Raw genomic sequence first — 22,970 nt, forward strand, 5'->3', positions numbered from 1 at the left:
TCGGGGGGAGCAAAACAATGGAATCGCGGCCGAAAACGCTGCTCGCCATGGGCCACCAGATCGCCGCCAAGCTCATCACCGGCCAGGTGCGCGACCGCCTCGTGACGATCGCCGACGTGGACCCCGGCTTGGTGGCCGCGGACTTCGCCGACCCCGCCGTGGAGGCGGCCCTGGCCGAGGCCGAAGTGCTCTGCACGAGCTGGTGGTGCCCGCCGATCACCCACGACGTGCTGGCCCGGGCGCCCAGGCTGCGGGCGATCGTGCACGCGGCCGGCTCGGTCAAACACCACGTCACCGAGGCGTGCTGGCAGCGGGGCATCGTCGTCTCGTCCGCGGCGGCGGCCAACGCCGAGCCCGTCGCCGAGTACACACTGGCCTCCATCCTGTTCGCCAACAAGCGCGTCCTCGACATCTCCAAGCTCTACCGCGAGCACCGGTCGGGCCTGGACCTGGACGAACGTTTCCCCGGGTTCGGCAACTACCGGCGCACGATCGGCATCGTGGGCGCCTCCAGGATCGGGCGGCGGGTGATCGAACTGCTGCGGCCGTTCGAGCTGGACGTGCTCGTCGCCGACCCGTACCTGACCGACGACCTGGGCGTGCCGCACGTCGAGCTGGACGAGCTGTTCGAACGGTGCGACGTGATCAGCCTGCACGCGCCCGCGCTCCCCGAGACCAGGCACCTCATCGACGCCGCCCGCCTGGCCCGCATGCGCGACGGCGCGACGCTGATCAACACGGCCAGAGGGGCGCTCGTCGACCAGGACGCGCTCGTCGCCGAACTCGCCGGCGGCCGGCTGTACGCGGTCATCGACGTCACCGAGCCCGACGTGCTGCCCGCCGACTCGCCGCTCTACGACCTGCCCAACGTCCTGCTCACACCCCACATCGCCGGATCGCTCGGCGGGGAACTGGCGCGCATCGCCGACTCCGCGCTGGACGAGCTCGCCAGGTACGCGCAGGGCCTGCCGTTCTCGTACGGCGTCGAGGCGGAGAGCCTGACCATCAGCGCCTGAACAATTGACGCAGAGCCTGACACCCGGGCGCTGATGGCGGCGACAGTGGCGCGGGCCCTACGCTGCTCTGCATGCGCAGACGGGTGATCGACGACCGCTTCGAACTCGTGGAGCGGCTCGGCGGCGGCGGCATGGGCCTGGTGTGGCGCGCCTGGGACGTGGCCCTGCACCGCGAGGTCGCGCTCAAGGAGGTGCGCCCGCCCGACCCCTCGATGGACGAGCACGATCCGGCGGCCGCCCGTGAGCTGCGTTCCAGGGTGCTGCGCGAGGCCCGCGCCCTGGCCAGGCTGAACCACCCCCACGTCGCCACCATCCACCACATCGTCGACCCCGGTGAGCACGGTTACCCGTGGATCGTCATGGAGCTGGTCACCGGCGGCTCGCTCCAGGACCGCCTCCAGCGCGGGCCCATGCCGCCGCAGGAGGCGGCGCGGCTCGGGCGGGAGGTCCTGTCCGCGTTACGGGCGGCGCACGCGGTCGGCATCCAGCACCGCGACGTCAAACCGGCCAACGTGCTGCTGCGCGCGGACGGCCGGTCGGTGCTCACCGACTTCGGCATCGCGGCGGTGCGGGAGTCCACGAACCTGACGGCGACGGGGGCGTTCATCGGCTCGCCCGAGTACATGGCGCCCGAGCGCATCAACGGCCTCGAAGGCGATCCCGCCTCCGACCTGTGGTCGCTGGGCATGATGCTGTACGTGGCCGTCGAGGGGCGGCATCCGCTGCGCAGGAGCACCACGCTGGCGACGCTGGCCGCCGTCCTCAACCAGGACGTGCCGCCGCCGGAGCGGGCAGGGGCGCTCACCCCCGTGCTGATCGCCCTGCTCAGGCGCGACCCCGCCGCCAGGCCCGACGCCGAGACCCTCGACCGCCTGCTGACCGACCCCGGCCCGGCCCCATACCCACCGCCGGCCCCCGCCACCCCGGAACCCGCGATGCCGCCGGTGGCCTCAGGGCCGCAGACTGTGCCGCCGCGGTTCGCGGGGGCGCAGACCGTGCCGCCCATGCCCGGGTACGCCCGTCCGGCGCAACAGCCCCCGTCGCGTCCCCGTCGGGCCGCCCGCAACGCGGTGCTCGCGGCGCTCGCGGTGTCAGCCGCGGTGGTCGTCGTGGTCGGCGTCCTGGTGTGGCGGCTGCTTCCGGCCGTGTTCCCCGATCAGGGTGACGACCCGGACGGTGGCCGGCTGACGCTGCCATCCGTCCCGATGCCGACCCGCGGCTTGGAGCGCGAGAATGACGATGACACGCCCGAGACGCCCGCGCGCACCGCGAGCCTGCTGACCTCCGCGGGCATCCGCGACCTGATCGCCAAGGTCAAGTCGGCCACGGGCGGCAGCAAGGTCGTCAGGATGTCGGTGCACGCGACCCACGCCGTCATCAACGCGCCGATCAAGCGGGACAAGGAGCTCTACGACACCTACATGTACCGCGACGGCGAGCTGACCCGGTCAAGCGCCGGCGGCACGGTGGACGGCCCGCTGGCGGACCTGGACGCCTACAACTGGGACGCCCTCCCCGGCCTGCTCAAAAGGGCGAGCACCGGCTTGGGCGTCCCGAAACCGACCACACGGTATCTGATCGTGGACCCCGACTTCGCCTTCGCCAACCCCCGTCAGGTGCTGCTCGTCTACGCCAGTGACGGCTACCGCTCCGGCTACCTGGTCGCCAACCTTCAGGGCAAGGTCGTCAAGACCTATCCGCACGACTAACAACTCTTCTGGTAGTCGCTCTCGGGGATCAGCCGGGTCCACTCCGCCTCGCTCAGCGCCCCACCCGCCCTGGCGCACACCTCCCGCGCCGCCAGCGAGGGATCGACCGCGCTCTCGCGTACGGTGCCGTCGAGCGCCATGCCGCGCAGTCGCGTGCCGTCCTGGCTGAAGGCCAGCCCGGCGGCCCACGAGCCGACCTGGCCGACCTCGCGCATGGTTTCGACCTCCCATACCGAGGTGCGGGCGGCGTCGACGGCCAGCAGGTCGCCCTCGGGGGAGAAGCGCAGCTCGTTCACCGAGGTCGTGCCGCTCTCGATCGTGCCCACGGCCCGGCGCTCGCGCACGTCCCAGAGCAGCACCCGGCCGCCTTCCAGCCCGAACGCCAGCGTGCGCCCGTCGGGGGAGAACGCCAGCGCGGTCGGCGTCACCGCGGCCTCGGGGGAGAAGGCGGCCGCCGGGGTTGCCGCGCCGTTGGAGAGGTTCAGCGGGACGATCCTGCCGGTAGGCAGGTCGAGCAGGTTGGGCCCCGCGGCCAGCGTCGAGCCGTCGGGGCTGAAGGCCAGCGCCAGATCGCCCGCCCCCTCGTACACCTTGATCCGCCGGCCGTCGCGCACGCCCCAGGTCTCCAGCGTCCTGCCGCGCGCGGTGGCCAGCGTGCGGCCGTCGGGGGAGAGCGCCACGGCCGGCACGTCGCCGCCCGCCTGGATGACGCTCACCCGCTTGCCGCTGGGCACCTCCCACACCGTCACCGGGTCGCCCGCGACGGCCAGCAGCTTGCCCGCGGCGTCGAAGGCCAGGTCGCCGGCGGCGGCGATGCGGCCGAGCGGCCTGCGGTCGACGGTGTCGGTGAGCTCGATGGCGTCGCCGACCTCCTTGGCCACGACCCGCCCGTTGCCGGAGAACCGGGCGGCGGCGCCGTCCTCGGCGGGCACCGGCAGCCCCGAGACGTCGAGGGAGACGACCGAGCCCGTGCCGCTCAGGTAGCGCAGCGACCGGCCGTCGGCGGAGAAGGCCAGGCCGTGCTCGGGGTCGCGGAGCGGGTAGGCGCCCGCGAGGCGGCGCTCGGCCACGTTCCAGACGCGGACCTCACCGGCGCCGTGCAGGGCGATGAGGCGGCCGTCCGGGGAGAAGACGGGCGGGTGGGCCGCGGCGTCATGGGCCGTGCCCAGGGCGTCGACGGCCTCCACACCGCGAGGCGGGCCCTTCCCCTCCGTGCCCGGCGTCTTCTCGGCTCCGGGGGGCAGCCGGCCTTTCGAGCGTTCTGAGGACTTCTGCTGGGGTAGGGAGGCTGACGGGGGCGTGCGTTCCTCACCGAACCCGTGTGCCCGCTCGGCGCGTAGCGTGCCCGTGCGCCCCGCCTGCACGAGCGTGACCCCGTCGCGGCCCACCACGGCCAGCGTGTTGCCGTCGGGGCTGAACGCCAGGGCGGGGGCCGCCGCGTCCGCGCCGGTGACGGCCTGGACCTCGACGACGCTCGTCCGTGTTTTGCCGGGCAGGTTCCACAGCTCAACCCGCCCGTTCAGGCCCGAGAAGGCGGCCTTGGCGCCGTCGCGGGAGATCGCCACCTTGCGGTCGGTGACGTCGAACAGCAGCGCTCCGTCGCGGTAGACCCTGGTCCTGTTGCCGCTGCTGATCGCGTAGGCGCCCCTTGCGGGCGCCTGGGCCGTGGCCACCTCGAACGGTTTGCCGTCCGGCCCCTCCGCGAAGCGCCCGTCGTCGCTCAGCGCCGTGCTGCCCGGGGGCAGGGGGTAGGTGGCGAGCCTGCGGCCGTGGGCCACGTTCCAGACGGTGACCGTACTGGTGTCCCATTTGACTAGTTCGTCGCCGCGCAGCAGGTAGCGCGCCCGCAGGTCGGCGTCCGGGTCGGTGAAGACCCCCAGCTCCGGCTGCACGAGCGAGGCCTGCACCGCGGCCCGCGCCTCGAACACCGGCGACAACTTCCACGCCGCCAGGCTGAGCCGCATCGCGGTACGCGGGTCGCTCGCGCGCATCGCCTCGGCCCTGGCGGCCACGGCCCGCGCGTTGGCCTCGACGAGCCGGCCGCGCAGGTCGTTCTGGCCGTGCACGGACACCACCGCCATCGTCACCGCGATGGCCAGCACCGCCGCCACCGCCGTCAGTGACGGGGTCAGCAGCTTCCTGCGCTGCTTGGACAGGGCGACACTGTCGTTGATGAAGTCGCGTTCGAGCTGGTTGAGGCGCAAGTGGCGGCGCTTTGTCGCGGCCCAGCCGAGCGCGGTGTCCAGCTCGTGGCCGCGGAGTAGGCGGCTGCTTCCGCGCCGGTGCTGCGACCACTCCCTGGCCGCCTCGCGGATCCGCCCGTGCACGGGCATGCCCTCGCGCTCGTCGGCGACCCAGCCGCGCAGCCGGGGCCAGGCGTGGTAGAGGGCGGCGCTGGCCGGGGCCAGGCGGTCGTCGCTGACGGCCACGAGCTTGCCGGCCGAGGTCTCTGACGGGGGCACGCGCACGCTGCGGCGCACCAGGAGGCCCGCCTCCATGAGCGGGCCGAGGACGTCGCCCTCGTCGTGGGGGCTGTCGCCGTCGAGCAGGCGCAGCAGCAGCCCGGGCACCTCTTCCTGCTGGCGTGGCGTGAGCGTCTGGTAGACCTCCTCGGCCACCTCGCCCAGCGACCGCACGCCGCCCGCGAGCCCGTCCGGAGGCTCCAGCTCGGTCCGCGTCTCGATCACCAGTTCGGCGGCGGCGGGGCGCTCGGCCGGATCCTTGGCCAGCGCCCGCCCCACGGGCTCGCGCAGGGAGTCGGGAAGCACGCTCAGGTCGGGATCGACGGTCAGCAGCCGGTGCATGACGCCACCGAGGCTCTCGCCGTGGAAGGGGTCGTGCCCGGTGGCCGCGAACAGCACCACCGCGCCCCACGCGAACACGTCGGCCGCGGGACCCGCCTCACCCCCGGTCAGGACCTCGGGCGGCTGATAGGTATACGTGCCGCCGACCGTGCCCCCCGCGGGCACGCCCAGCTCGATCACCCTGGGGCCGTCCGGCGACAGCAGCACGCTCTCCGGATTCAGCCCGCGATGCGTCAGCCCAGCCTCGTGCAGCGCCCGCAGCGCCGAGGCCAGCGCGCCCGCCAGGGCGACCAGCTCGTCACCCGCGTACGGGCCGTGCGCCTTGAGCGCGCGCCGCAGGTCGGGCCCTGGCACGAACTCGCTCACCACGTACGGCACACCATCGTCGGCTCCAACCGCGACCACCTCCGCCAGATGGCGGCACGTCACCCGCTCGAAGCTGCGACCGACCTCGCCCCGCGGCGCCGTGACCGCGAACCTGCGTCCTTCGTCGTCGTATGCGTCGTAAACTACGCCGCGCCCGCCCGCGCCGAGCCTGGCCGCCAGCCAAAAGCCGCCGAGCCTCTCGGGGTCACCTGGCACCAAGCGCATCGTCACTGATGCTTAGATGCACGACACCGCCCATTGGTTGCCTGAAAGACGCCACAGGTCCCCCGCGCGCCTCGGGGGACCCATGCGTCATGATCAATTATGCCAGGCTTTCTGATCTTACTTACCATTTTGTCCCGATCACCGGTCCAGTTCGTCCAGCACCGCGTCCCTGACCTGCTCGGGGCTCAGCGTCCCGACATCGTAGGTCACGTCCGCCACCTCCCGGAAATAGGGTTCGCGACGGGCACGCATGACCGTCGGGTCGAAGTCGGGGCGATGGTCGCTGGTGCGCATCCGTCGTGACAACACCTCGTCGGAGGCGTCCACCCACACCACCAGCGCCTTGCGCAGCGCCTGACGCACCTCCGGGTCCTCGACCGTGCTGGCCGCCGCCGCGATGACTTTCGGCTCGCCCTCCAGTTCGCGCAGCACGTGTTCCGCCTCGTAACGGTGCAGCGCGTCCGCACCCTCATGGACGGCGATGGGCGCGGCCGTGCCGCCGTGCTCGCGTTGAAGCCACTGGTCGCTGTCGCTGAACGGCATTCCGAGCGCCTGCGCGATGAGTGTTCCCGCCGACGACTTCCCCGAGCCCATCAGTCCGACCACTACGACTGGTTTGTTTTTCGACATGTGGATAGAGGTTCTTTCGTGTCAAGGAGGTAATTTCGATGACCATCGCCGGAAGCATCATCCTCATCATGCTCGGTGCGATCCTCACCTGGGCCGTCGAGTTCGACCTCGCTGGCCTCGACATCAACGTAGTAGGTGTCATCCTCATGCTCGGCGGCCTTGTCGGACTCGGGTTCGGCATATACCGAATCACGGTCACACGCAGGGCCGTCGGTCCGATTGACGAGCCGGTGCACCGACACGAGGTATACGAGGAGCCCGAGGCTCGCCGTACCACTGTGTACGAGGAACGTCGCCGCTACGACGAACCACCGCTGTAGGAGGTAATCGACATGCCAGCTGTACAAGAGCTGCCGTCGACCATCAAGCGTTCGCCGAAGAAGGCTCAGAACACCTGGATCAAGGCACACGACTCCGCCGTCAAGGAGTACGGAGAAGGGCGGCGCGCGCACATGACCGCGTTCGCCGCGCTGAAGAGCTCCTTCGAGAAGGTCGGCGACCACTGGGAGCCCAAGAACGGTAAGGGGCCTTCACGCAAGGCCTCGATGAGCCGGACCACGAGCCGCGCCACGAGCCGGACCACGAGCCGGACCAGGGCCGCCATGGGGCGCACGACCAAGGCCGCCATGGGGCGCACGACCAAGGCCGCGACGAGCAGGGCCGCTCGGATGACCGAGACGGTCAGCGCCAGCGACACCAGAGAGCATCTTCAGATGATGGCCGCCAAACTCAACGTGGTCGGCCGCTCGAAGATGACCAAACAGGAGCTCATCAACGCCATCAGGCGGGCCAAGAGGAGAGCCGCCGCGTCGACGACGTCGAGGACGAGCGCCACGCGGACGACCACGTCCCGGTCGAGGGCGACCCCGTCGAGGACCACCAGGTCCACGACCACGTCGAGGTCGGCCACGTCGGGCAGGACCTCCCGCTCCGCCACGTCGAGGACGTCGAGGACGAGGGGCAGGTCTCGCTGACCCCCGTCCCCGGCTTATCTCACAACAACCGCTTGACCGCCTGGCGAATCGCCTGGCGGTCAATGCGTGCGTCGGACAGTTGCTCCTCGGGCGTGGCCGACCCCGGCAGCTCGGTCACGGCCAGCTTCACCACCCGGGGCCCGAGTTCGCTGACGGCGTCCATCACCGCGTCCCCCAGACCGCCTTCGAGGCGGTGGTCCTCGACCGTGATGAGGTTGCCCGTGGTCGTGGCCGCCTCGACCAGCACCGCCGAGTCGACGGGCTTGATCGAGTACAGGTCGATGACCCCCACGGGAACCCCCTCCGCCTTCAGCTCGTCGGCCGCCGCCAGCGCCTCGTGCACGGTCACCCCTGCGGCCACGATCGTGGCCCTGTCACCGGGGGAGTGCCGCAGCACCCGCGAGCCGCCCACGGGGAAACGTTCGCCCGGCCCGTAGATGACCGGCGTGTTCCCGCGCGTGGTACGCAAATACGACACGCCCTCCACATCCGCCATCTCGGCGGTCAGCGCCGCCGCCTGGTTGGCGTCACACGGGTAGAGCACAGTGCTCCCGTACACCGTACGCATCATGGCCAGGTCCTCCAGCCCCATCTGGGACGGCCCGTCCTCGCCGATCTCCACCCCGGCGTGCGACCCGACCAGCCGGATCGAGGCCCCGCTCACCCCGGCCATCCTGATGAAATCGTGAGCCCTGGTCAGGAACGCCGCGAACGTGGCCGCGTACGGCCTCAACCCGCGCACCTGCAACCCGATGGCCGCGGCCACAAGCTGCTGCTCGGCGATGTACATCTCGAAGAAACGCTCGGGGAACTCCTTGCCGAACGCCTCCGTCCTGGTCGAATCCGCCACCTCGCCGTCCAGCGCCAGCACGTCCCCCCTGGCCGCGCCGAGCGCCGCCAGAGCCTGCCCGTACGCCGTCCGCGTCGCCACCTTCTCGCCCACCTCGTACGCGGGCAGCTCCAACGGCTTCGAGGCGAACCGGTACGGCTCGGGGGCCTCCTCCGGCCTGTGCCCCTCCACCCGGAGGTCACGCCGGCCGCCCAGCTCGTCCACGGCCTTGCCGGGATTCTTCAGGGCCTTGCCGTGGGCTCCCTCGCGGTTCTCCACCTCCACCGCGCCCTCGCCCTTGCGCGTCTTCGCCAGGATGACCGTCGGCCGCCTGCGCGTGTTGCACGCGTCGCCCAAGGCGTAGTCGATCTGGCCGGGGTCATGCCCGTCGATCTCGATCGTGTGCCAGCCGAACGCGCCGAACCTGCGCGCGTACGCGCCCGTGTCCCACCCATGCCTGGTGGGGCCGCGCTGGCCGAGCCTGTTCACGTCCACGATCGCCGTCAGATTGGCCAGCCCCTCGCACCCCGCGTGCTCCGCCGCCTCCCAGATCGACCCCTCGGCCAGCTCACTGTCCCCGCACAACACCCACACCCGGTACGGCAACCGCTCCAGCCGCCCGGCCATCGCCACCCCGACACCGATCGGCAACCCCTGCCCCAGAGAACCGGTCGCCACGTCCACCCACGGCAACCTCGGGGTCGGATGCCCCTCCAACCGGCTCCCGTGCTTCCTGAACGACAACAACTCCTCGTCGTCGATGACGCCCGCCGCCTTGAACAGCGAATAGAGCAAGGGGGAGGCGTGGCCCTTGGAGAAGATCAGATGGTCGTTGGCCGGGTTGCCGGGGTGGTCGAAGTCGTAGCGCAGGTGGCAGGCGAACAGCACCGCCATGAGGTCGGCGGCGGACATGGACGAGGTCGGATGGCCCGAACCGGCCGCATCGGCCGCCCGCACGGAGTCGACACGCAGTTGCGCGGCCAACTCGGTCAGGAACTGAAGATCGCGTTCGGGCATCATGGCCTCCTCGAAACGGTTTCCCGCCGCCTACCCGTCCCGGGCCTCTTTAAGTCACCCACGCCCCACGCTCCTTGCGGATCCTGCGGCACCAGGGACCTCCCGCCAACCCTCCTCCCGGGCCACCTGGGAACGGCCACGCCACCACGCCATGGACGCCGTGCCGCCCACCGAACACACGGGACGCGTCGTGCGACACTCACCAGGCGTACGGCTCCGGGCGACGTTGCGGGCCGCTGTCGCGCAGCGTTCGGGCGCCGGGTCGGCGGGGTGTGGTGTGGCGGTGTGCGGCGCAATGGGGTCGGCGCAGGACCGGGGCGTGTGGCGGCAAGGCCAGGAAGGTCATGGCCGGGCCGGGGAATGTGGGGGCAGGGCGGGTGGCTTGGGCAGGGAGCGCTGTGGCGGGGGTTGGAAGCGGGTCAGCGTTTGGGGCGGCGGAGGGTGGCGAGGGCGGCGGCAGCGGCGCCGGCCAGCGCCAGCAGGAGGGGGCCGCGGTGCTGGGAGAGCCAGACCTGGGGGCTGTGCGCGTGCGAGCGATGGTTGAACGCCCCGTGCGCCCCGTAGTCGCGGGCTTCGTCGGCGGGTCTCCAGAGGTTGGAGATCCCGGTGGGCGGCCGTTCGTCGGTCTGCTGTGACCGGATTCCGGTTCTGGCGACGTACCGGTCCACCAGGGCAGGAGCCACGCGCTGGGCGAGCAGGGTGGCGGCCGTGCTGGCTCCGACCCAGTACTCCTTGCGTTCGGGGTGCTCGGCCGCGTACACGATCGCCCTGGCCGCCACCTCCGGCTGGTAGATCGGGGGGACGGGCTGCGGATGGCGGCGGAGTTTGGACAGGACCCAGTCGAACTGCGGGGTGTTGAGCGCGGGCAGTTGCACCAGCGTGATGTGGATGCCGCTCCCGTCCGCCAGCAGCTCCGTGCGTACGGACTCCGTGAAGCCCTTGATGGCGTGTTTGGCGCCGCAGTACGCGGACTGCAGCGGGATGCCACGCTGGGAGAGCGCCGATCCGGCCTGGACGATGGCGCCGGCGTTGCGCGGCCCCATGAGGTCCAGGGCGACCTTGGTGCCCCAGACGTACCCGAGGTACGTGACCTCAGTGGTACGAACATACTCGTCTGGGGAAATGTCAGTAAATTTGGCGAAAACTGAGGAAAAGGCGGTGTTAATCCAAACCGAGATCGGGCCCATCTCCGCCTCGATCCGTTCCCCCGCCCGCCTGACCTGATCGTAATCCGCCACATCGGCCTCGAAGACCTGCGCGCTGCCCCCTTCCACCCCCACGTCCACGGCCGCCGCCCCCAGCCCGGTCGTCCCCCGGGCGATCAGCGCCACCCTGGCCCCGCGCGAGCCCAGCTCGCGCACGACCGCACGCCCGACCCCGCCGCTGGCTCCCGTCACCACCACGACCCGCCCTCGGAGTGGCGTCATACGCGGATCAGCCCGCCTCTCCGTTGCTCCGCCGCTCCTGGCGCCGTACGGCCAGCACGATGTCGATCACTGTGACGATGGCCAGGACGAGGGCGATCGCCGTCATCACGGGCGCTCCGGTGATGAGCCCCAGCACCGTGAACGCGAAGAACGCCACCAGCAGGAACGATCCCACCCTGATGTGCACGACGTCGCGCGGTGTGGCGGGGACCATGGCGTGGCCCCTGGCGTCCCTTTCCTCGTGCCACTTTCCGTTGTCTTGCATGCCGGACACCTGCCCGTCCCGTTTGTCGCCTAACGTCCGGGGCCGGTCGTCAGCACGGCCGAACGGGGGGTCATCGAACTTATCCAAGCTGTTTGAGCTGTCCTTACCCGGGCATGCGGCGACAGAAGAAGGAGGCGAGCGATGGAAGCTCCGCAGTACGTCGCGGCCCGCGTCCAGCAGGCGCTGGCCGAGGACGCACGCACCAACGAGCTCGGCATCCGCGTCGACATCCGAGGCGATCAGTTGTTCCTGCGCGGCCAGGTGACCGGGGCCGGGCAGCGCGAACGGCTCGGCCAGGTGGCGCACGAGGTCGCGCCCGAGCTCCACGTGCACAACGAGATCAACGTCGTGGAGGCCAACGTGCCGGGGGAGGATGAGCATCTTGACTGACCTGCGCATCGCGGCCGTGGGCGACATCCACCTGGGCGAGGACATGGGGGGCCAGTACCGGCGCAAACTCGAGGGAATCGAGGACCGCGCCGACGTCTTCATGCTGACGGGCGACCTCACCAGGCACGGCACGCTGGAGGAGGGGCGCGTGGTGGCCGACGAGCTGCGCGGCCTGCCGATCCCGGTCGTGGCCGTGCTCGGCAACCACGACTATCACTCTGATCTGCAGTACGAGATCGCCGGCGAACTGCGCGACGCCGGGGTCATCGTGCTCGACGACGACGGCGTCGTGGTGCAGTGCGGTGACAAGAAGCTGGGCGTGGTCGGCGGGAAGGGGTTCGGCGGCGGGTTCGCGGGCAAGTGCGCCAGCGAGTTCGGCGAACGCGAGATCAAGAACTTCGTCTCCCACACCCGGTACATCGCCGAGGCGTGGAAGGTCGCGTTGAAGGAGATCGTCGCCGACGAGCGCGTGGTGTTGTCGCACTATTCCCCGATCAAGGAGACCTTGGAGGGCGAACCCCCGGAGATCTACCCGTTTTTGGGCAGTTACCTGCTGGCTGAGGCGGTCGACACGGCGGGGGCCGACCTGATCCTGCACGGGCACGCCCACAAGGGCCAGGAGAAGGGCATGACGCCCGGCGGCATCAGGGTCCGCAACGTGGCGCTGCCGGTGCTGGGCAGGGCGTACGGCGTCTACTGCCTGAACGACGGCAACGGAGCCTGCTAGAGCACCCGAACGGCCAGCAGGCACACGTCGTCCTCCGCCTTGTGGCCGCTCAGCCGCTTGAGCAGGCAGTCGATCAGCTCCTCCGGATCGTCGTCGACGCACTGGCGCGCGGCCTGGACCAGCGCCTCCATCCCGACGCCCAGGTCCTGCCCGCGCCGGTCGACGATGCCGTCGGTGTAGAGGACGAGGGAGTCGCCGGGTTCGAGCCGGGTGGTGTTCATTCCGTACTCGGTGGCGTCGAAGGCCCCCAGCATCATGCCGGGCGTCGACTCCAGCAGTTCGGCCCGGCCCTGCCTGACGAGCACGGGCGCGGGGTGACCGGCGTTCGTCCAGGCGAAGGTGCGCTCCTCGGGGTCGAAGTGGCCGACGATCGCGGTGCCCGTGACGGTGACGCCCTCGTTGGAGTGCACGATGAGGTCGTTCAGCCACGTCGTGAGCTGTCCCGCGGGTGCGCCGGTGTAGGCCAGCCCGGCCAGCCCAGAACGCATCTGGAGCATGATGCTGGCCGCGGTCAGCCCGTGGCCCATCGCGTCGCCGATGGCGAGCAGGACCCGGCCGTCGGGGATGAGCCTGGCCTTGAACCAGTCGCCGCCGAGCCTGGTGAGCTCCTCGCCCGGCAGGTAGCGCACGCCGACCGTCAGGCCGGGCAGCTGGATGAGCCCGCGGCGGATCGGCATGATCGTGTTCTGGAGCTGGACGGTGACGCGATGCTCCTCCTCGGCCCGTTTGCGCTGCCGGTGGGCCAGCTCGTGCGCCACGGCCAGGGCGCGTTCCCTGCGCCGGTTCTTGGTCACGTCCTGGACCAGGCAGCGCACCTTGACCGGCAGCCCGTCGGCGTCCAGGATCGGCTCGCTGAACACGCCGAGGTGCCGCACCCCGTGCCGGTGCTGGATCCTGAACTCGGTCTCGACCGCTTCCCTGTACTCCAGCAGCGAGCGCATCTGCTCCTCGACCACGGGCAGGTCCTCCGGCATCACCACGCAGGGCAGCTCCTCCAGGGACATCGGCCCTTCGGCGCGGTCGCGGCCGAACATCTCATACATCTGGGGCGTCCACAGCGTGCGGCCGGTGGCCAGGTTCCACTCGCCCCAGCCCAGCTCGGCCAGGCGCTGGGCGCGTTCCCAGCCGGAGACGAGCAGCTCCTCGTCGTCGAGCGTGCGCCAGCTCACCAGCAGCCCGTCGTTCACGCGGGCCGCGCGCACGCTCAGCGTGGCCGGCCAGAGCAGGTAGTCCATGACCTCGACGAACTCCAGCGGCTCCCGGTGCACGGCCTCGCCGCTCTCGTACACGGTGATGTAGTCGTCGAGCAGCCCCGAGCTGGCCACGCCGGGGCTGGCCGCCATGAGCCGCCGTCCCCTCAGCTCGGAGGCCGTACGCCCGGACACGGTCCTGGCGTGCTCGTTGGCCGCGAGGATCAGGAAGTCCACGACGCGGCCCATCGAGTCCTTGACTGGGGTGAGGTAGAGGGCGGAGGCGTGGACGGCCTCCAGCATGCCCTGCACCCAATCGGGCACGTCGAGGGATGGCCGCTCCTGCTCGGGCGGCCGTTCGATGCCCCGGGCGATCTCGATCAGTTCGAGGCCGCTGTGCTGCGCCATCCTGGCGAGTTGCTCGGCGGCCTCGGCGGGACGGATGTTCATCTCGGTGGCCAGCCGGGCCGTCGCCTCGTCGAGAATGGCCTCGGTACGCATGTGGTGCCGCAGCCGCGTGAGCTGATCGCGGACTCTCGCCGAGGCCGCGCTCGTCTCATAGCGGCTGAACGGCGGAAAAGTGCTCACACGCCTCTCATGCCCCCGCGGGCGGAAAAGAGGTGCGGTGGCGCCGATATTTCGGCAAAACTATCGGGGCCGCCGGACCGTTCTCGGGGTTCGGCCCGGCGGCAGGATGTATGGGGATCGGGGCCGTGCCGCCCCCTAGACATTGAAGATGCTGATCCCGCCCGGTCCGACCAGGAACCCGAGGACGATGAGCACGATCCCCCACAGGAGGTCGCGACGGGCCAGGATCACGTAGATCCCGGAAACGACGAGTATTACCGCGATGATCCAGAGCAAAGTAGCCATGACGCTCCCTCTGCCCGTGGGGGACACCCTTTAACATGTTTTTTCCGCTACGACGAACAGGGAAATTTTCTGCTATTTCCTGACGTACTCGAAAACGCCCAGGAATTTAAGGTCATGTCCATGCTCCGATCCAACGCCTAGTTGACGATCGTTTGGGTAGCCCGACCACATGAGCAGCCACGGCCACGCGGTCACCGACGCCATCCTCGACACCCTGAAGCGAGCCAGCTCGGGGTTGAAGGATGCCGGGGTGAAGTTCGCGCTGGCGGGCGGCTGCGCGGCCTACGCCAGAGGCGCGGCGCCCTCGCTGCACGACGTGGACTTCGTGCTCACCGAGCATGATGTGCCCGCCGCGCTGGAGGCGCTGCGCGCGCTGGGCTTCCGTACGGCCAAACCCCCGGAGGATTGGCTGGTCAAGGCGTACGACGAAGGGCGGCTGGTGGACCTGATCTTCCGGGTCTCCGACCTGCCGATCACCGACGCGCTGCTGGACCGGGCCGAGCCGTTGAACACCTCGGCGGTGATCGTCCCCGTGCTGGAGGCGACCGACCTGGTCATCTCGTGGCTGCTGCCGCTGTCGGAGCACGCCTGCGACTACGGGGCGCTGCTGGCCCCGGTGCGGGCGCTGCGGGAGCAGGTCGACTGGCCTCGGGTGGCGGCGGTGATGGAGAGCTCGCCGTACGCGGCCACGTTCATCACACTTCTGGAGCGGCTGAACGTGCTGAACGGCCCCGTCGAACCCTCCGGCGACCCCAAGTGGCCCTGACGACCCCGCCGCTTGAGGGCCCGCGCAGCCGAAGGGCCGCGATCGGGCGCTCCTTCCTCTCTTCTTCCGTCTTCTCGGGCATCCCTCCGCTACCCGGGCAACTGTAGGTAAACGTCGGGCAAAGCACTCGTATACCTAGAAAGACTGACAAATCGGGCAGGCTCTGCCTGACTGCCTGCGGTCATGGCAGGGCGTGAGGACCTCCGGCTACCATCCGCGTCACCGACAGGATGGGGAACAAAGGATGAGTGTGGACCCCGGACACGAGTGGGTGCCGCCCGGGGTCGACCCGGAACGGCCCAGCGTGGCCCGCGTGCACGACGCGCTGCTCGGCGGCCAGGAGAACTTCGCCTCCGACCGCTCGGTGGCCCGCCGCCTGAAGGACGCCGTCCCCGAGGTGGTGAACCTCGTCTGGTGCAACCGCGCCTTCATCGGCCGGGTCGTCGACTTCCTCGTTCGCGAGGCGGGCATCCGCCAGATCATCGATCTCGGCGCCGGGCTGCCCACCGTGGAGAACACCCATGAGGTCGCCCAGTTCGCCGACCCCACGTGCCGGGTCGTGTACGTCGACATCGACCCCATGGTGGAGCCGCACGCGAACGCCCTGCTGAGCGGCAACCCGTACGCCGCCGCCGTCACCGCCGACGTCCGCGACGCGGCCTCCGTGCTCGGGCACCCGTCTCTGACCCGCGTCATCGACCTGTCGCAGCCCACGGCGATCCTGGCCATCGGGGTGCTGCACCTGTTCTCCGACGACGAGGACCCGCACGGGCTGGTCAAGCGCTACATGTCCGCGCTGCCGCCGGGCAGCCACCTGGCCGCCTCCAACATGCTCGCCGCCGTCAACCCCAAGGCCCAGGCGCTGGAGGCCATGCTCCACGCCACCATGGGCACCGGCTACTTCCGCGACCGGGAGTCGATCGCCGCCTACTTCGACGGCCTGGTGCCGGTGGATCCTGGGGTGGTGCACTTCCCCGAATGGCGCCCCGACGAGCGCATCCCGGGGCCGCTCGCGTCCTGGGAGGAACTGCTGCTGGGCGGGGTGGCCCGCAAACCCTGAGGCGTACCGCGCACTCGTGATATTCGGATGATCCGCGATGGCTCGTAGGGCTAGGGTGTGGCCCGTGCCGAGACGTCTGATCTGTTCTCCTCCGCCGGCCCTCTAGCGGGCGGCGTTTCCAGAAATATCCGGGTCTGACCGATCCGGGGGTGGTCGCTGCCCGCACACCGGGCCCATTCCGATCACTCCATCCGGAGAACTCCTGTCATGACCCATGTCTCCGCCCGCCGGGGCACCCTCTACGTCTGCGTGGCCGCGACCGCCTGGGGCACCGGCGGCGCCGCCGGTTCACTGCTGTTCGAGACCGGCGGCCTCGGCCCCGTCGGCGTCTCCCTGTGGCGCTACCTCCTCGGCGCCGCCTTCCTCCTGGCCCTGCGCCCTTCCCCCGTCCGGCTCAACCGGCGCGTCCTGGTGGTGGGGGCCGGCATGGCCGTCTACCAGACCGCCTACTTCGCCGCCATCGCCCACTCTGGCGTGGCCGTCGCCACCGTCGTGACGATGGGCGCCACCCCCGTCTTCACCGCCCTCGGCAGCCGCTTCCTCCTGCGCGAGCCCCTCGGCCGGGTCGCGCGCGCCGCGCTGGCCGCCGCCCTGATCGGGCTCGTCCTGCTCACGGGGGAGACGGCACTGCAGTCGCGTACGTACTCCATCGCCGGGATCGCCGCCGCCCTGGCCTCGGCCGCGGGGTACGCAGGGGTGACATTGTTCTCACGCGTGCACAAGGACGACTCGCAGGGCACGGCCGTCGGCGGCCTCCTCGTCGGCGCGGCATGCCTGGTGCCGTTCGCGCTGGTGGAGGGGGTGGTGCCCGAGGTCAGTGCGGTGTCTGTCGCGCTGCTGCTCTACCTGGGGGCGGTGCCGACCGCGCTGGCCTACGGGCTGTTCTTCCGCGCCCTGACGGCGTTGCGCGCCACCACGGTCTCGATCATCTCGCTCGGCGAGGCCGTGGGCGCGGCCATGCTGGGCGTGGTGCTGTTCGGCGAGCAGCTCACACCTCTGGCCTGGTCAGGGTGCGTCCTGCTGCTCGCCGCCGTCGCGGTCCTCGCTCTTGGGTCCGAAGCGGGCTGACTCGGGCGTGAGCGGGTGTGACGGTTCGGGCGTCAGGATGAGTTAAGGTCCGGTACGGCGACGCTTGCCGTATCGTCGCTCCGCTCCCACCCCTCGCGTGAGGGAACGGTGTCGGCGAAGCGCGCGTTGGAGGAACTGTGGCCTCACTAACGGGAATTCTCAGGAACCTCCTGGATCGTCCAGGTGGGGTGCCCCTGACCCCCTACTTGAAGATCGTCAAGTCGGCCGACAGCCAGGCCGATCGGGTCGCCAAGCTCGACGAGCTGCCCAAGCCCGACATGAACGATCTGGCCGAGTTCTGTGCCATCGCGCGCGAGGCCGCCGACAGGACCCTCGGGCTGCGGGCGTACGACGTGCAGTTGCTCGGCACTCTGGCCCTCCTCGCGGGGAAGGTCGCCGAGATGGCGACGGGCGAGGGCAAGACGCTGTCGGGCGCCATGGCGGCGGCCGGCTACGCGTTGCAGGGCAAACGCGTCCACGTGATCTCGGTCAACGACTACCTGGCCAGGCGCGACGCGGAGTGGATGGGCCCCTTCTACGAGGCCCTGGGCGTCACCGTGGGCTGGATCGGCCAGAACTCGACCCCCGACGAGCGGCGTGCGGCGTACGCGAAGGACGTGACGTACGGACCGGTCAGCGAGATCGGCTTCGACGTGCTGCGCGACCGCCTCCGCACCGACCCTGGCGAGATCATCGTGCCCGCCCCCGAGGTCGCCCTGATCGACGAGGCCGACTCCGTGCTCGTCGACGAGGCCCGCGTGCCGCTCGTGATGGCCGGCGCCGCCGACCCCGGCAGCGCCGTGCCCGAGATGGCGGCGCTGGTCAGGCAGCTCGTACGCGGCTACCACTACGAGATCGACGAGCAGGCGCGCAACGTCTACCTCACCCCCAAGGGCGCCGACAGCGTCGAGAACCTCCTCGGCGTCGAACTCTACGACGAGCACGAGCCGGGCGCGCTCATCGAGCTCAACCTGGCCCTGCACGCCCACGCGCTGCTCGCCCGCGACGTCGACTACATCGTGCGCGACGGCAAGGTCCAGCTCATCAACCCCTCGCGCGGCCGGGTCGCGCTGCTCCAGCGCTGGCCCGACGGCCTGCAGGCGGCCGTGGAGGCCAAGGAGGCGCTGCCGCCCAGCGAGAAGGGCGAGATCCTCGACTCGATCACCGTCCAGGGCCTCATCAGCCGCTACCCGCAGATCTGCGGCATGACCGGCACGGCCGTGGCGGTCAACGAGCAACTCGGTGAGTTCTACGGGCTCAAGGTCGCCGTCATCCCGCCCAACCGGCCGTGTGTCAGGCAGGACGAGCCCGACCGCATCTACCCGACGGTCCCCGACAAGGACGCCGCCCTGGTCGAGGAGATCCAGGCGGCCCACGCCACCGGCAGGCCCATCCTCATCGGCACGCTCGACGTGGCCGAGTCCGAGAACCTCGCCAAGCTGCTGCAGCGCCGGGGGCTGGCGCCGGTCGTCCTCAACGCCAAGAACGACGCGGAAGAGGCCGCGATCATCGCCAAGGCCGGCGAGCGCGACGCCATCACGGTCTCCACCCAGATGGCCGGTCGCGGCACCGACATCCGCCTCGGCGAGGGCGTCGCCGAGCTCGGCGGCCTGTACGTGATCGGCTCGGGCCGCCACGCCAGCAGCCGCCTCGACGACCAGCTCCGTGGCCGGGCGGGCCGCCAGGGCGACCCCGGCGCCTCGGTCTTCTTCATCAGCACGCAGGACGACCTCATCAGCCAGTTCGTCCCCGACGAGCGACCGCCGGCCGCCGACGCCGACGGCCTCGTACGCCACCGGCGCGGCGTATACCTGGTCGGCCACGCCCAACGCGTCGCCGAGGGCGTCAACGTGGAGATCCACCGCAACACCTGGCGCTACACCCGCCTGCTGGAGCGCCAGCGCGAGCTCATCCTGGAGTGGCGCGACAAGGTCCTGCACGGCGACGCCGCCTCCAAAGCCCTGTCCTCGGCCGACCCCGACCGCTGGGCGGCCATGCCCGAGGACACCAGGGACGAGACGGCCCGCCAGATCGTCCTGCACGCCATCGACCGCTGCTGGACCGAGCACCTGGCGTTCCTGACCGACCTGCGCGAGGGCATCCACCTGCGGGCGCTGGGCCGTATGAGCCCGATCGACGAGTTCCATCGGGAGGCGGTGGCCGAGTACAAGGCGCTGCTGGCGGAGGTGGAGCGGCGCTCGCTGGAGTCGTTCGAGGCGCCGGAACCCGACCTCAAGCGGCCCACGGCCACGTGGACATATCTGGTCCAGGACAACCCGTTCGGGACGGAGTGGGACCGCATTCTCAAGCGGGTCACATCAGCCGTAAGGCGGCGCTGACCTCGGTCGTTTGAGCGATTCCGGAGACCTACGGGGTCACTGTGCGTAAAGTTTGACCCCAGAATAGGCGATGGGGAGCGGCTCTTTCGAGCGGCTCCCCTGCCCTAGACATGTTCACCATAACTCCCCCGGCCGCTGATCGCAATCGTTATCCGTAACAGTACGTCCGGGGAATGTGACTCTTCGGAGGCGAGATGGCCCGCTCGGACGTAGATGCCCTGATCAAGGCCCGCGTGTGCGAGCTGGTTGAGTCCTGGCAGCCGTGGCATCGGCGACTCTGGGATCTTGGAACGGTCCTGGCCATGCGCGAAGCCGTCGAAGCCGCCGACTGGGTGGATCGTCACGTGCTGTCGCAGAAGGCGATGTCCTGGTGCGTACGGAACTCGCTCCTGCCCAGGCTGGCCACGGACAGCGCGATCGGGGACGGGCAGATCCGCAGGCAGATCCATCTGACCTGCAAGACCCCCGTCAAGTCGGGCACCCGGGGCCAGCGCACGCTCGTCCTGCTCGCAGATCTGGTCTGCGACGGATACCTCCGGCGTTGGCGGGACCTCATCGCGGACGGCCATGTCGACGTGGAACGTTCCGCCCGCTGTCTCGCCTCGCACATGCTTGACGGTGGCTTCCACCAAGACTTCCTTCGTCGCGAACTGCGAATCCGGCTCGACGCTTCGGCCACCGCCGTGGACCTGGTCGAGCTCTTCATGGCCCTGGAATCCCGTGGGGAGCGTGACTACGAGGGCATGGTCGTCATCCAGGACAAGATCCCGGCGTCGCAGTCCGCGGTGAAATCATCGCTCTGGCTCGCCAAGGACGAGGTGAAGAGGCGGCTGGATGGGTTCCCGAGCATCGCGGCGGTCAGGGCGAGCGGTGGCCTGCTGTTCCGCGTACACGCCAGGGACCCGATCTCGGCCGTTCACGAGATCACCGAAAGGCTCGACCGCATCCGCAACCGTGTCCGATACCGCCGTCGCCGGACCCCGTTCGACGTCTATCCCAAGGTGTTCATGAGCGGAATCGCCGAGCCGCTGGACTTCCGCCGGGGCGATCCCGCCGTCAACGTGCTCGCCCTGGAACGGGTGGACGCGCTGTACGAACTGCCGGAGATCGGCACCCCCGGGTCGCGCATCGATGACGCGCTCGAACTCGCCTCCGCGCTCACCGAGAGTTCGCCGAGCAAGGCCGTGGCGGGGGCGTGGGCCGCGCTCGAAGCCCTGCTGTTCTGCGACACCGACGACGCCGACCGCGACGAGGGCCGTGCTGTCTCGGCCGATCGTGCCGCCGCGCTGGTGACCGCCGGGTGGCCGCGCGCCGAGCTGACCGCCTTGAGCCATGACAAGGAGATCCTCGCCGCCAACTCCCGTCTCGCGTACGACCTGTCCCGCATCGGTGCCAACAACAGGGAACGGGCCCGGCGCATGGCCGATTGGCTGCGTACGCGTCCCGAGACCCCTTCGGCGGTCCCTGCCACTGTCGCGGCGTTCGAGCGTACTCAGGAGCTCGTCTCCAACCCGGCCGAGCCCCTCGGCCGGGTCAACCGCTATCTCCGAGCCGGATTGCGCCGCCTCTACCGGCAGCGGAACATCATCCTCCACGGCGGGTCCACGCGTTCCGTCGCTCTGGCCGCGACTGTCCGTACCGCCGGTCCTCTGGTCGGGGCGGCACTCGACTGACTCGCCCATGGCCACGCCACTCTCGACGTCCTGCCGCTCGATCTGGCCAGCCGTGCCGACCTCGCCCTCCGCCTGGCCGGTGACAAGGAGGGCTGGCGCCTCCACGACCTTCTCAGCACCTGAGGAACGTACCTGACAGGAGGTGACAGGTACGCCTGGAACCCTGGTCCGCATGACGACGAAAGCGAAGCTCATAGCGTTCACCATCGACTGCGCGGAACCGAAGAAGCTGGCCGCGTTCTACCACGAGGTCACAGGGCTGGACATCCAGTACTCGGAGGACGAGTACGCGGCCGTAGGGGACGGGACGACGAACATCTACTTCGGCCGTGTCCCCGACCGTGAGCCGGTGCGGTGGCCCAGCCCCGGCAAGCAGTTCCACCTGGACTTCCGGGTGCCGGACGTGGAGCGGGCGGCGGAGGAGTACGTCAAACTCGGGGCGACCAAGCCGGAGTTCCAGCCTGGGGTCACAGACGGGAAGGTCGGCTGGATCGTCCTTCAGGACCCGGAGGGCCACCTGTTCTGCGTCTGTCCGGAAAAGTCCTGACCCGCGACCCCAAAGATGCACCGCAGGTTCATGCGGATCACGCATAGTTGTTTGCGAACGATCCATCCAAAGTATGATTCGGGCGCTTCGCTCGCCTCATAAGCTAGAGCAATGCTCTTGGAAGGATCCATGCCCCTGCGCGGGCGACGATGACCTGGGTCGGGATGATCATCGCGCTGGCGGGAGCGCTTGGATACGCGATCGGCGCGGCCCTGCAGCAGTACGAGGCCGTCGCCGAGGGCGCCTCGCTCAAGCTGGTCAGACGCCCGCGCTGGTTGATAGGCGGCATCATCGGCTTCACCGGTGCCAGCCTCCACGCCGTCGCGCTGAGCTTCGCCCCGCTCGTCGCCGTCCAGCCGATCAGCGTCGCCACGCTGGTGTTCGCGGTGCCGCTGGCCGCGTTCATGTACGGGCGCAAGCCGTACCGGGCCGAGATCTTCGGTTCGATCGCGGTGGCGGTCGGCCTGCTCTGGCTCATGCTGCTGGTGCCCCAGCACAACGTGACGCCGAGGCTGGGCAACGGGGCGGCGCTCGGGTTCGTGGCCGTGATCGGCGTGATCGTCCTGGTCTCGCAGGTGATGGCGAGCCGCGTCCAGGGCGCCAACAAGGCGTTGCTGCTGTCGGTGGGGGCGGGCGTCGTCACGGCGACCGTCTCCACGTTCGTACGCGTGGTGGGCGGCGGCATGCAGGGCGACTGGGGCAGGCTCGTGCACTGGTTCACCCTCGCCGTGCCGGTGCTGCTGATCTGCGCGGTGGTGCTGCTCCAACGCTCGTACGCCGTGGGCTTCTTCGGCATCGCCTACGCCGGCGTACAGGTCATCGACCCCATCACCTCGGTCCTGGCGGGGGCGATCCTGCTCGGCGAACCTCTGCCGACCAGCCCGTCCACCGCCATCCCCGCGCTGCTGGCCAGCGCCCTGACCATCGGCGGCACCATCACCCTCGGCCGCCTGAGCCCCGACCACTCCCGCCCCGCCCCGGCCCCCGAGCCCGAGGAAGCGGAAACGAGGCAGGAGGACGCCACCGCGGCGTTGACCCCCGGCGTCGTCTCGGAGGACGTCACCGCACGCTAGAC

General features: G+C 70.2%; 20 protein-coding genes and 1 pseudogene. 13 read left to right on the forward strand and 8 right to left on the reverse strand.

The genetic code is table 11. The features are described from left to right. The first annotated feature begins 17 nt into the window (after positions 1 to 17). The gene (locus tag ACFOY2_RS12320; RefSeq protein ID WP_379528103.1) at positions 18 to 1,016 is read left to right on the forward strand and encodes a hydroxyacid dehydrogenase; all 999 of its coding nucleotides are present in this window, start codon (positions 18 to 20) and stop codon (positions 1,014 to 1,016) included. 71 nt (positions 1,017 to 1,087) lie between these two features. Then, entirely contained in the window at positions 1,088 to 2,725 is a 1,638-nt protein-coding gene (locus ACFOY2_RS12325) for a serine/threonine-protein kinase (RefSeq protein WP_379528104.1), read from the forward strand. On the opposite strand, the gene ACFOY2_RS12330 is transcribed toward ACFOY2_RS12325, so the two are convergent. Both ACFOY2_RS12330 and ACFOY2_RS12335 read right to left on the reverse strand, forming a co-directional pair. Continuing rightward, positions 2,722 to 6,120: a WD40 repeat domain-containing serine/threonine protein kinase gene (locus ACFOY2_RS12330; RefSeq protein WP_379528105.1), complete on the reverse strand. Its 3,399-nt coding sequence runs from the start codon at positions 6,118 to 6,120 to the stop codon at positions 2,722 to 2,724. The two genes, ACFOY2_RS12325 and ACFOY2_RS12330, sit on opposite strands and share 4 nt — an antisense overlap. Before the next feature lie 138 nt (positions 6,121 to 6,258). Continuing rightward, on the reverse strand, positions 6,259 to 6,750 hold the full coding sequence (locus tag ACFOY2_RS12335; protein ID WP_379528106.1) for a shikimate kinase: 492 nt from the start codon (positions 6,748 to 6,750) through the stop codon (positions 6,259 to 6,261). A gap of 38 nt (positions 6,751 to 6,788) precedes the next feature. Between ACFOY2_RS12335 and ACFOY2_RS12340 the strand changes: the two genes are divergently transcribed. After that, positions 6,789 to 7,070 (forward strand): hypothetical protein, encoded by a 282-nt coding sequence (locus tag ACFOY2_RS12340; protein WP_357808459.1) that lies wholly within the window; start codon positions 6,789 to 6,791, stop codon positions 7,068 to 7,070. A gap of 12 nt (positions 7,071 to 7,082) precedes the next feature. Beyond that, positions 7,083 to 7,205 (forward strand): annotated as a pseudogene (locus tag ACFOY2_RS12345) (ChaB family protein); the annotation flags it as partial. A 254-nt stretch (positions 7,206 to 7,459) separates the two neighbouring features. Here the strand turns inward: ACFOY2_RS12345 and ACFOY2_RS12350 are convergent. The 4 genes from ACFOY2_RS12350 to ACFOY2_RS12365 form a co-directional block, all read right to left on the reverse strand. After that, positions 7,460 to 7,687, reverse strand: a complete 228-nt coding sequence (locus tag ACFOY2_RS12350; RefSeq protein WP_379528307.1) for a hypothetical protein — start codon at positions 7,685 to 7,687, stop codon at positions 7,460 to 7,462. A gap of 56 nt (positions 7,688 to 7,743) precedes the next feature. Next, positions 7,744 to 9,573 (reverse strand): transketolase, encoded by a 1,830-nt coding sequence (locus ACFOY2_RS12355; RefSeq protein ID WP_379528107.1) that lies wholly within the window; start codon positions 9,571 to 9,573, stop codon positions 7,744 to 7,746. A 416-nt stretch (positions 9,574 to 9,989) separates the two neighbouring features. Then, the gene (locus ACFOY2_RS12360) at positions 9,990 to 10,997 is read right to left on the reverse strand and encodes an SDR family oxidoreductase (RefSeq protein ID WP_379528108.1); all 1,008 of its coding nucleotides are present in this window, start codon (positions 10,995 to 10,997) and stop codon (positions 9,990 to 9,992) included. 7 nt (positions 10,998 to 11,004) lie between these two features. Then, positions 11,005 to 11,262: a hypothetical protein gene (locus ACFOY2_RS12365; RefSeq protein ID WP_379528109.1), complete on the reverse strand. Its 258-nt coding sequence runs from the start codon at positions 11,260 to 11,262 to the stop codon at positions 11,005 to 11,007. Positions 11,263 to 11,403: 141 nt separating this feature from the next. Between ACFOY2_RS12365 and ACFOY2_RS12370 the strand changes: the two genes are divergently transcribed. Together ACFOY2_RS12370 and ACFOY2_RS12375 are read left to right on the forward strand one after the other, a co-directional pair. Next, positions 11,404 to 11,652 (forward strand): BON domain-containing protein, encoded by a 249-nt coding sequence (locus ACFOY2_RS12370; RefSeq protein WP_357808444.1) that lies wholly within the window; start codon positions 11,404 to 11,406, stop codon positions 11,650 to 11,652. Next, positions 11,636 to 12,379: a metallophosphoesterase family protein gene (locus tag ACFOY2_RS12375; protein WP_379528110.1), complete on the forward strand. Its 744-nt coding sequence runs from the start codon at positions 11,636 to 11,638 to the stop codon at positions 12,377 to 12,379. Before ACFOY2_RS12370 ends, ACFOY2_RS12375 begins: the two co-directional genes overlap by 17 nt. On the opposite strand, the gene ACFOY2_RS12380 is transcribed toward ACFOY2_RS12375, so the two are convergent. Then, positions 12,376 to 14,157, reverse strand: coding sequence for a SpoIIE family protein phosphatase (locus ACFOY2_RS12380; protein ID WP_379528111.1), 1,782 nt, complete (start codon positions 14,155 to 14,157; stop codon positions 12,376 to 12,378). The two genes, ACFOY2_RS12375 and ACFOY2_RS12380, sit on opposite strands and share 4 nt — an antisense overlap. A gap of 135 nt (positions 14,158 to 14,292) precedes the next feature. Beyond that, the gene (locus ACFOY2_RS12385; protein WP_379528112.1) at positions 14,293 to 14,442 is read right to left on the reverse strand and encodes a GPGG-motif small membrane protein; all 150 of its coding nucleotides are present in this window, start codon (positions 14,440 to 14,442) and stop codon (positions 14,293 to 14,295) included. A gap of 169 nt (positions 14,443 to 14,611) precedes the next feature. On the opposite strand from ACFOY2_RS12385, the gene ACFOY2_RS12390 reads away from it, so the two are divergent. The 7 genes from ACFOY2_RS12390 (at position 14,612) to ACFOY2_RS12420 (ending at position 22,968) form a co-directional block, all read left to right on the forward strand. Further along, positions 14,612 to 15,208, forward strand: coding sequence for a nucleotidyltransferase (locus ACFOY2_RS12390; RefSeq protein WP_379528113.1), 597 nt, complete (start codon positions 14,612 to 14,614; stop codon positions 15,206 to 15,208). A gap of 244 nt (positions 15,209 to 15,452) precedes the next feature. Next, the gene (locus ACFOY2_RS12395; protein WP_379528114.1) at positions 15,453 to 16,268 is read left to right on the forward strand and encodes an SAM-dependent methyltransferase; all 816 of its coding nucleotides are present in this window, start codon (positions 15,453 to 15,455) and stop codon (positions 16,266 to 16,268) included. Positions 16,269 to 16,475: 207 nt separating this feature from the next. Then, positions 16,476 to 17,336, forward strand: a complete 861-nt coding sequence (locus ACFOY2_RS12400; RefSeq protein ID WP_379528115.1) for a DMT family transporter — start codon at positions 16,476 to 16,478, stop codon at positions 17,334 to 17,336. A 188-nt stretch (positions 17,337 to 17,524) separates the two neighbouring features. After that, complete coding sequence (secA2, locus tag ACFOY2_RS12405; protein WP_379528116.1) at positions 17,525 to 19,675, forward strand: accessory Sec system translocase SecA2; 2,151 nt, start codon at positions 17,525 to 17,527, stop codon at positions 19,673 to 19,675. Between the two features lie 194 nt (positions 19,676 to 19,869). Beyond that, a complete protein-coding gene (locus ACFOY2_RS12410; RefSeq protein WP_379528117.1) occupies positions 19,870 to 21,348 on the forward strand; it encodes a hypothetical protein in 1,479 nt (492 codons plus the stop codon). Between the two features lie 172 nt (positions 21,349 to 21,520). After that, entirely contained in the window at positions 21,521 to 21,895 is a 375-nt protein-coding gene (locus tag ACFOY2_RS12415) for a VOC family protein (protein ID WP_379528118.1), read from the forward strand. A 149-nt stretch (positions 21,896 to 22,044) separates the two neighbouring features. Further along, positions 22,045 to 22,968 carry a hypothetical protein gene (locus ACFOY2_RS12420; protein WP_379528119.1) on the forward strand — a complete coding sequence of 308 codons (924 nt, stop codon included), beginning with the start codon at positions 22,045 to 22,047 and terminating at the stop codon, positions 22,966 to 22,968. Positions 22,969 to 22,970 lie beyond the last annotated feature (2 nt).

This window comes from Nonomuraea purpurea, assembly GCF_042650645.1.
Classification (GTDB): Bacteria; Actinomycetota; Actinomycetes; order Streptosporangiales; family Streptosporangiaceae; genus Nonomuraea; species Nonomuraea purpurea.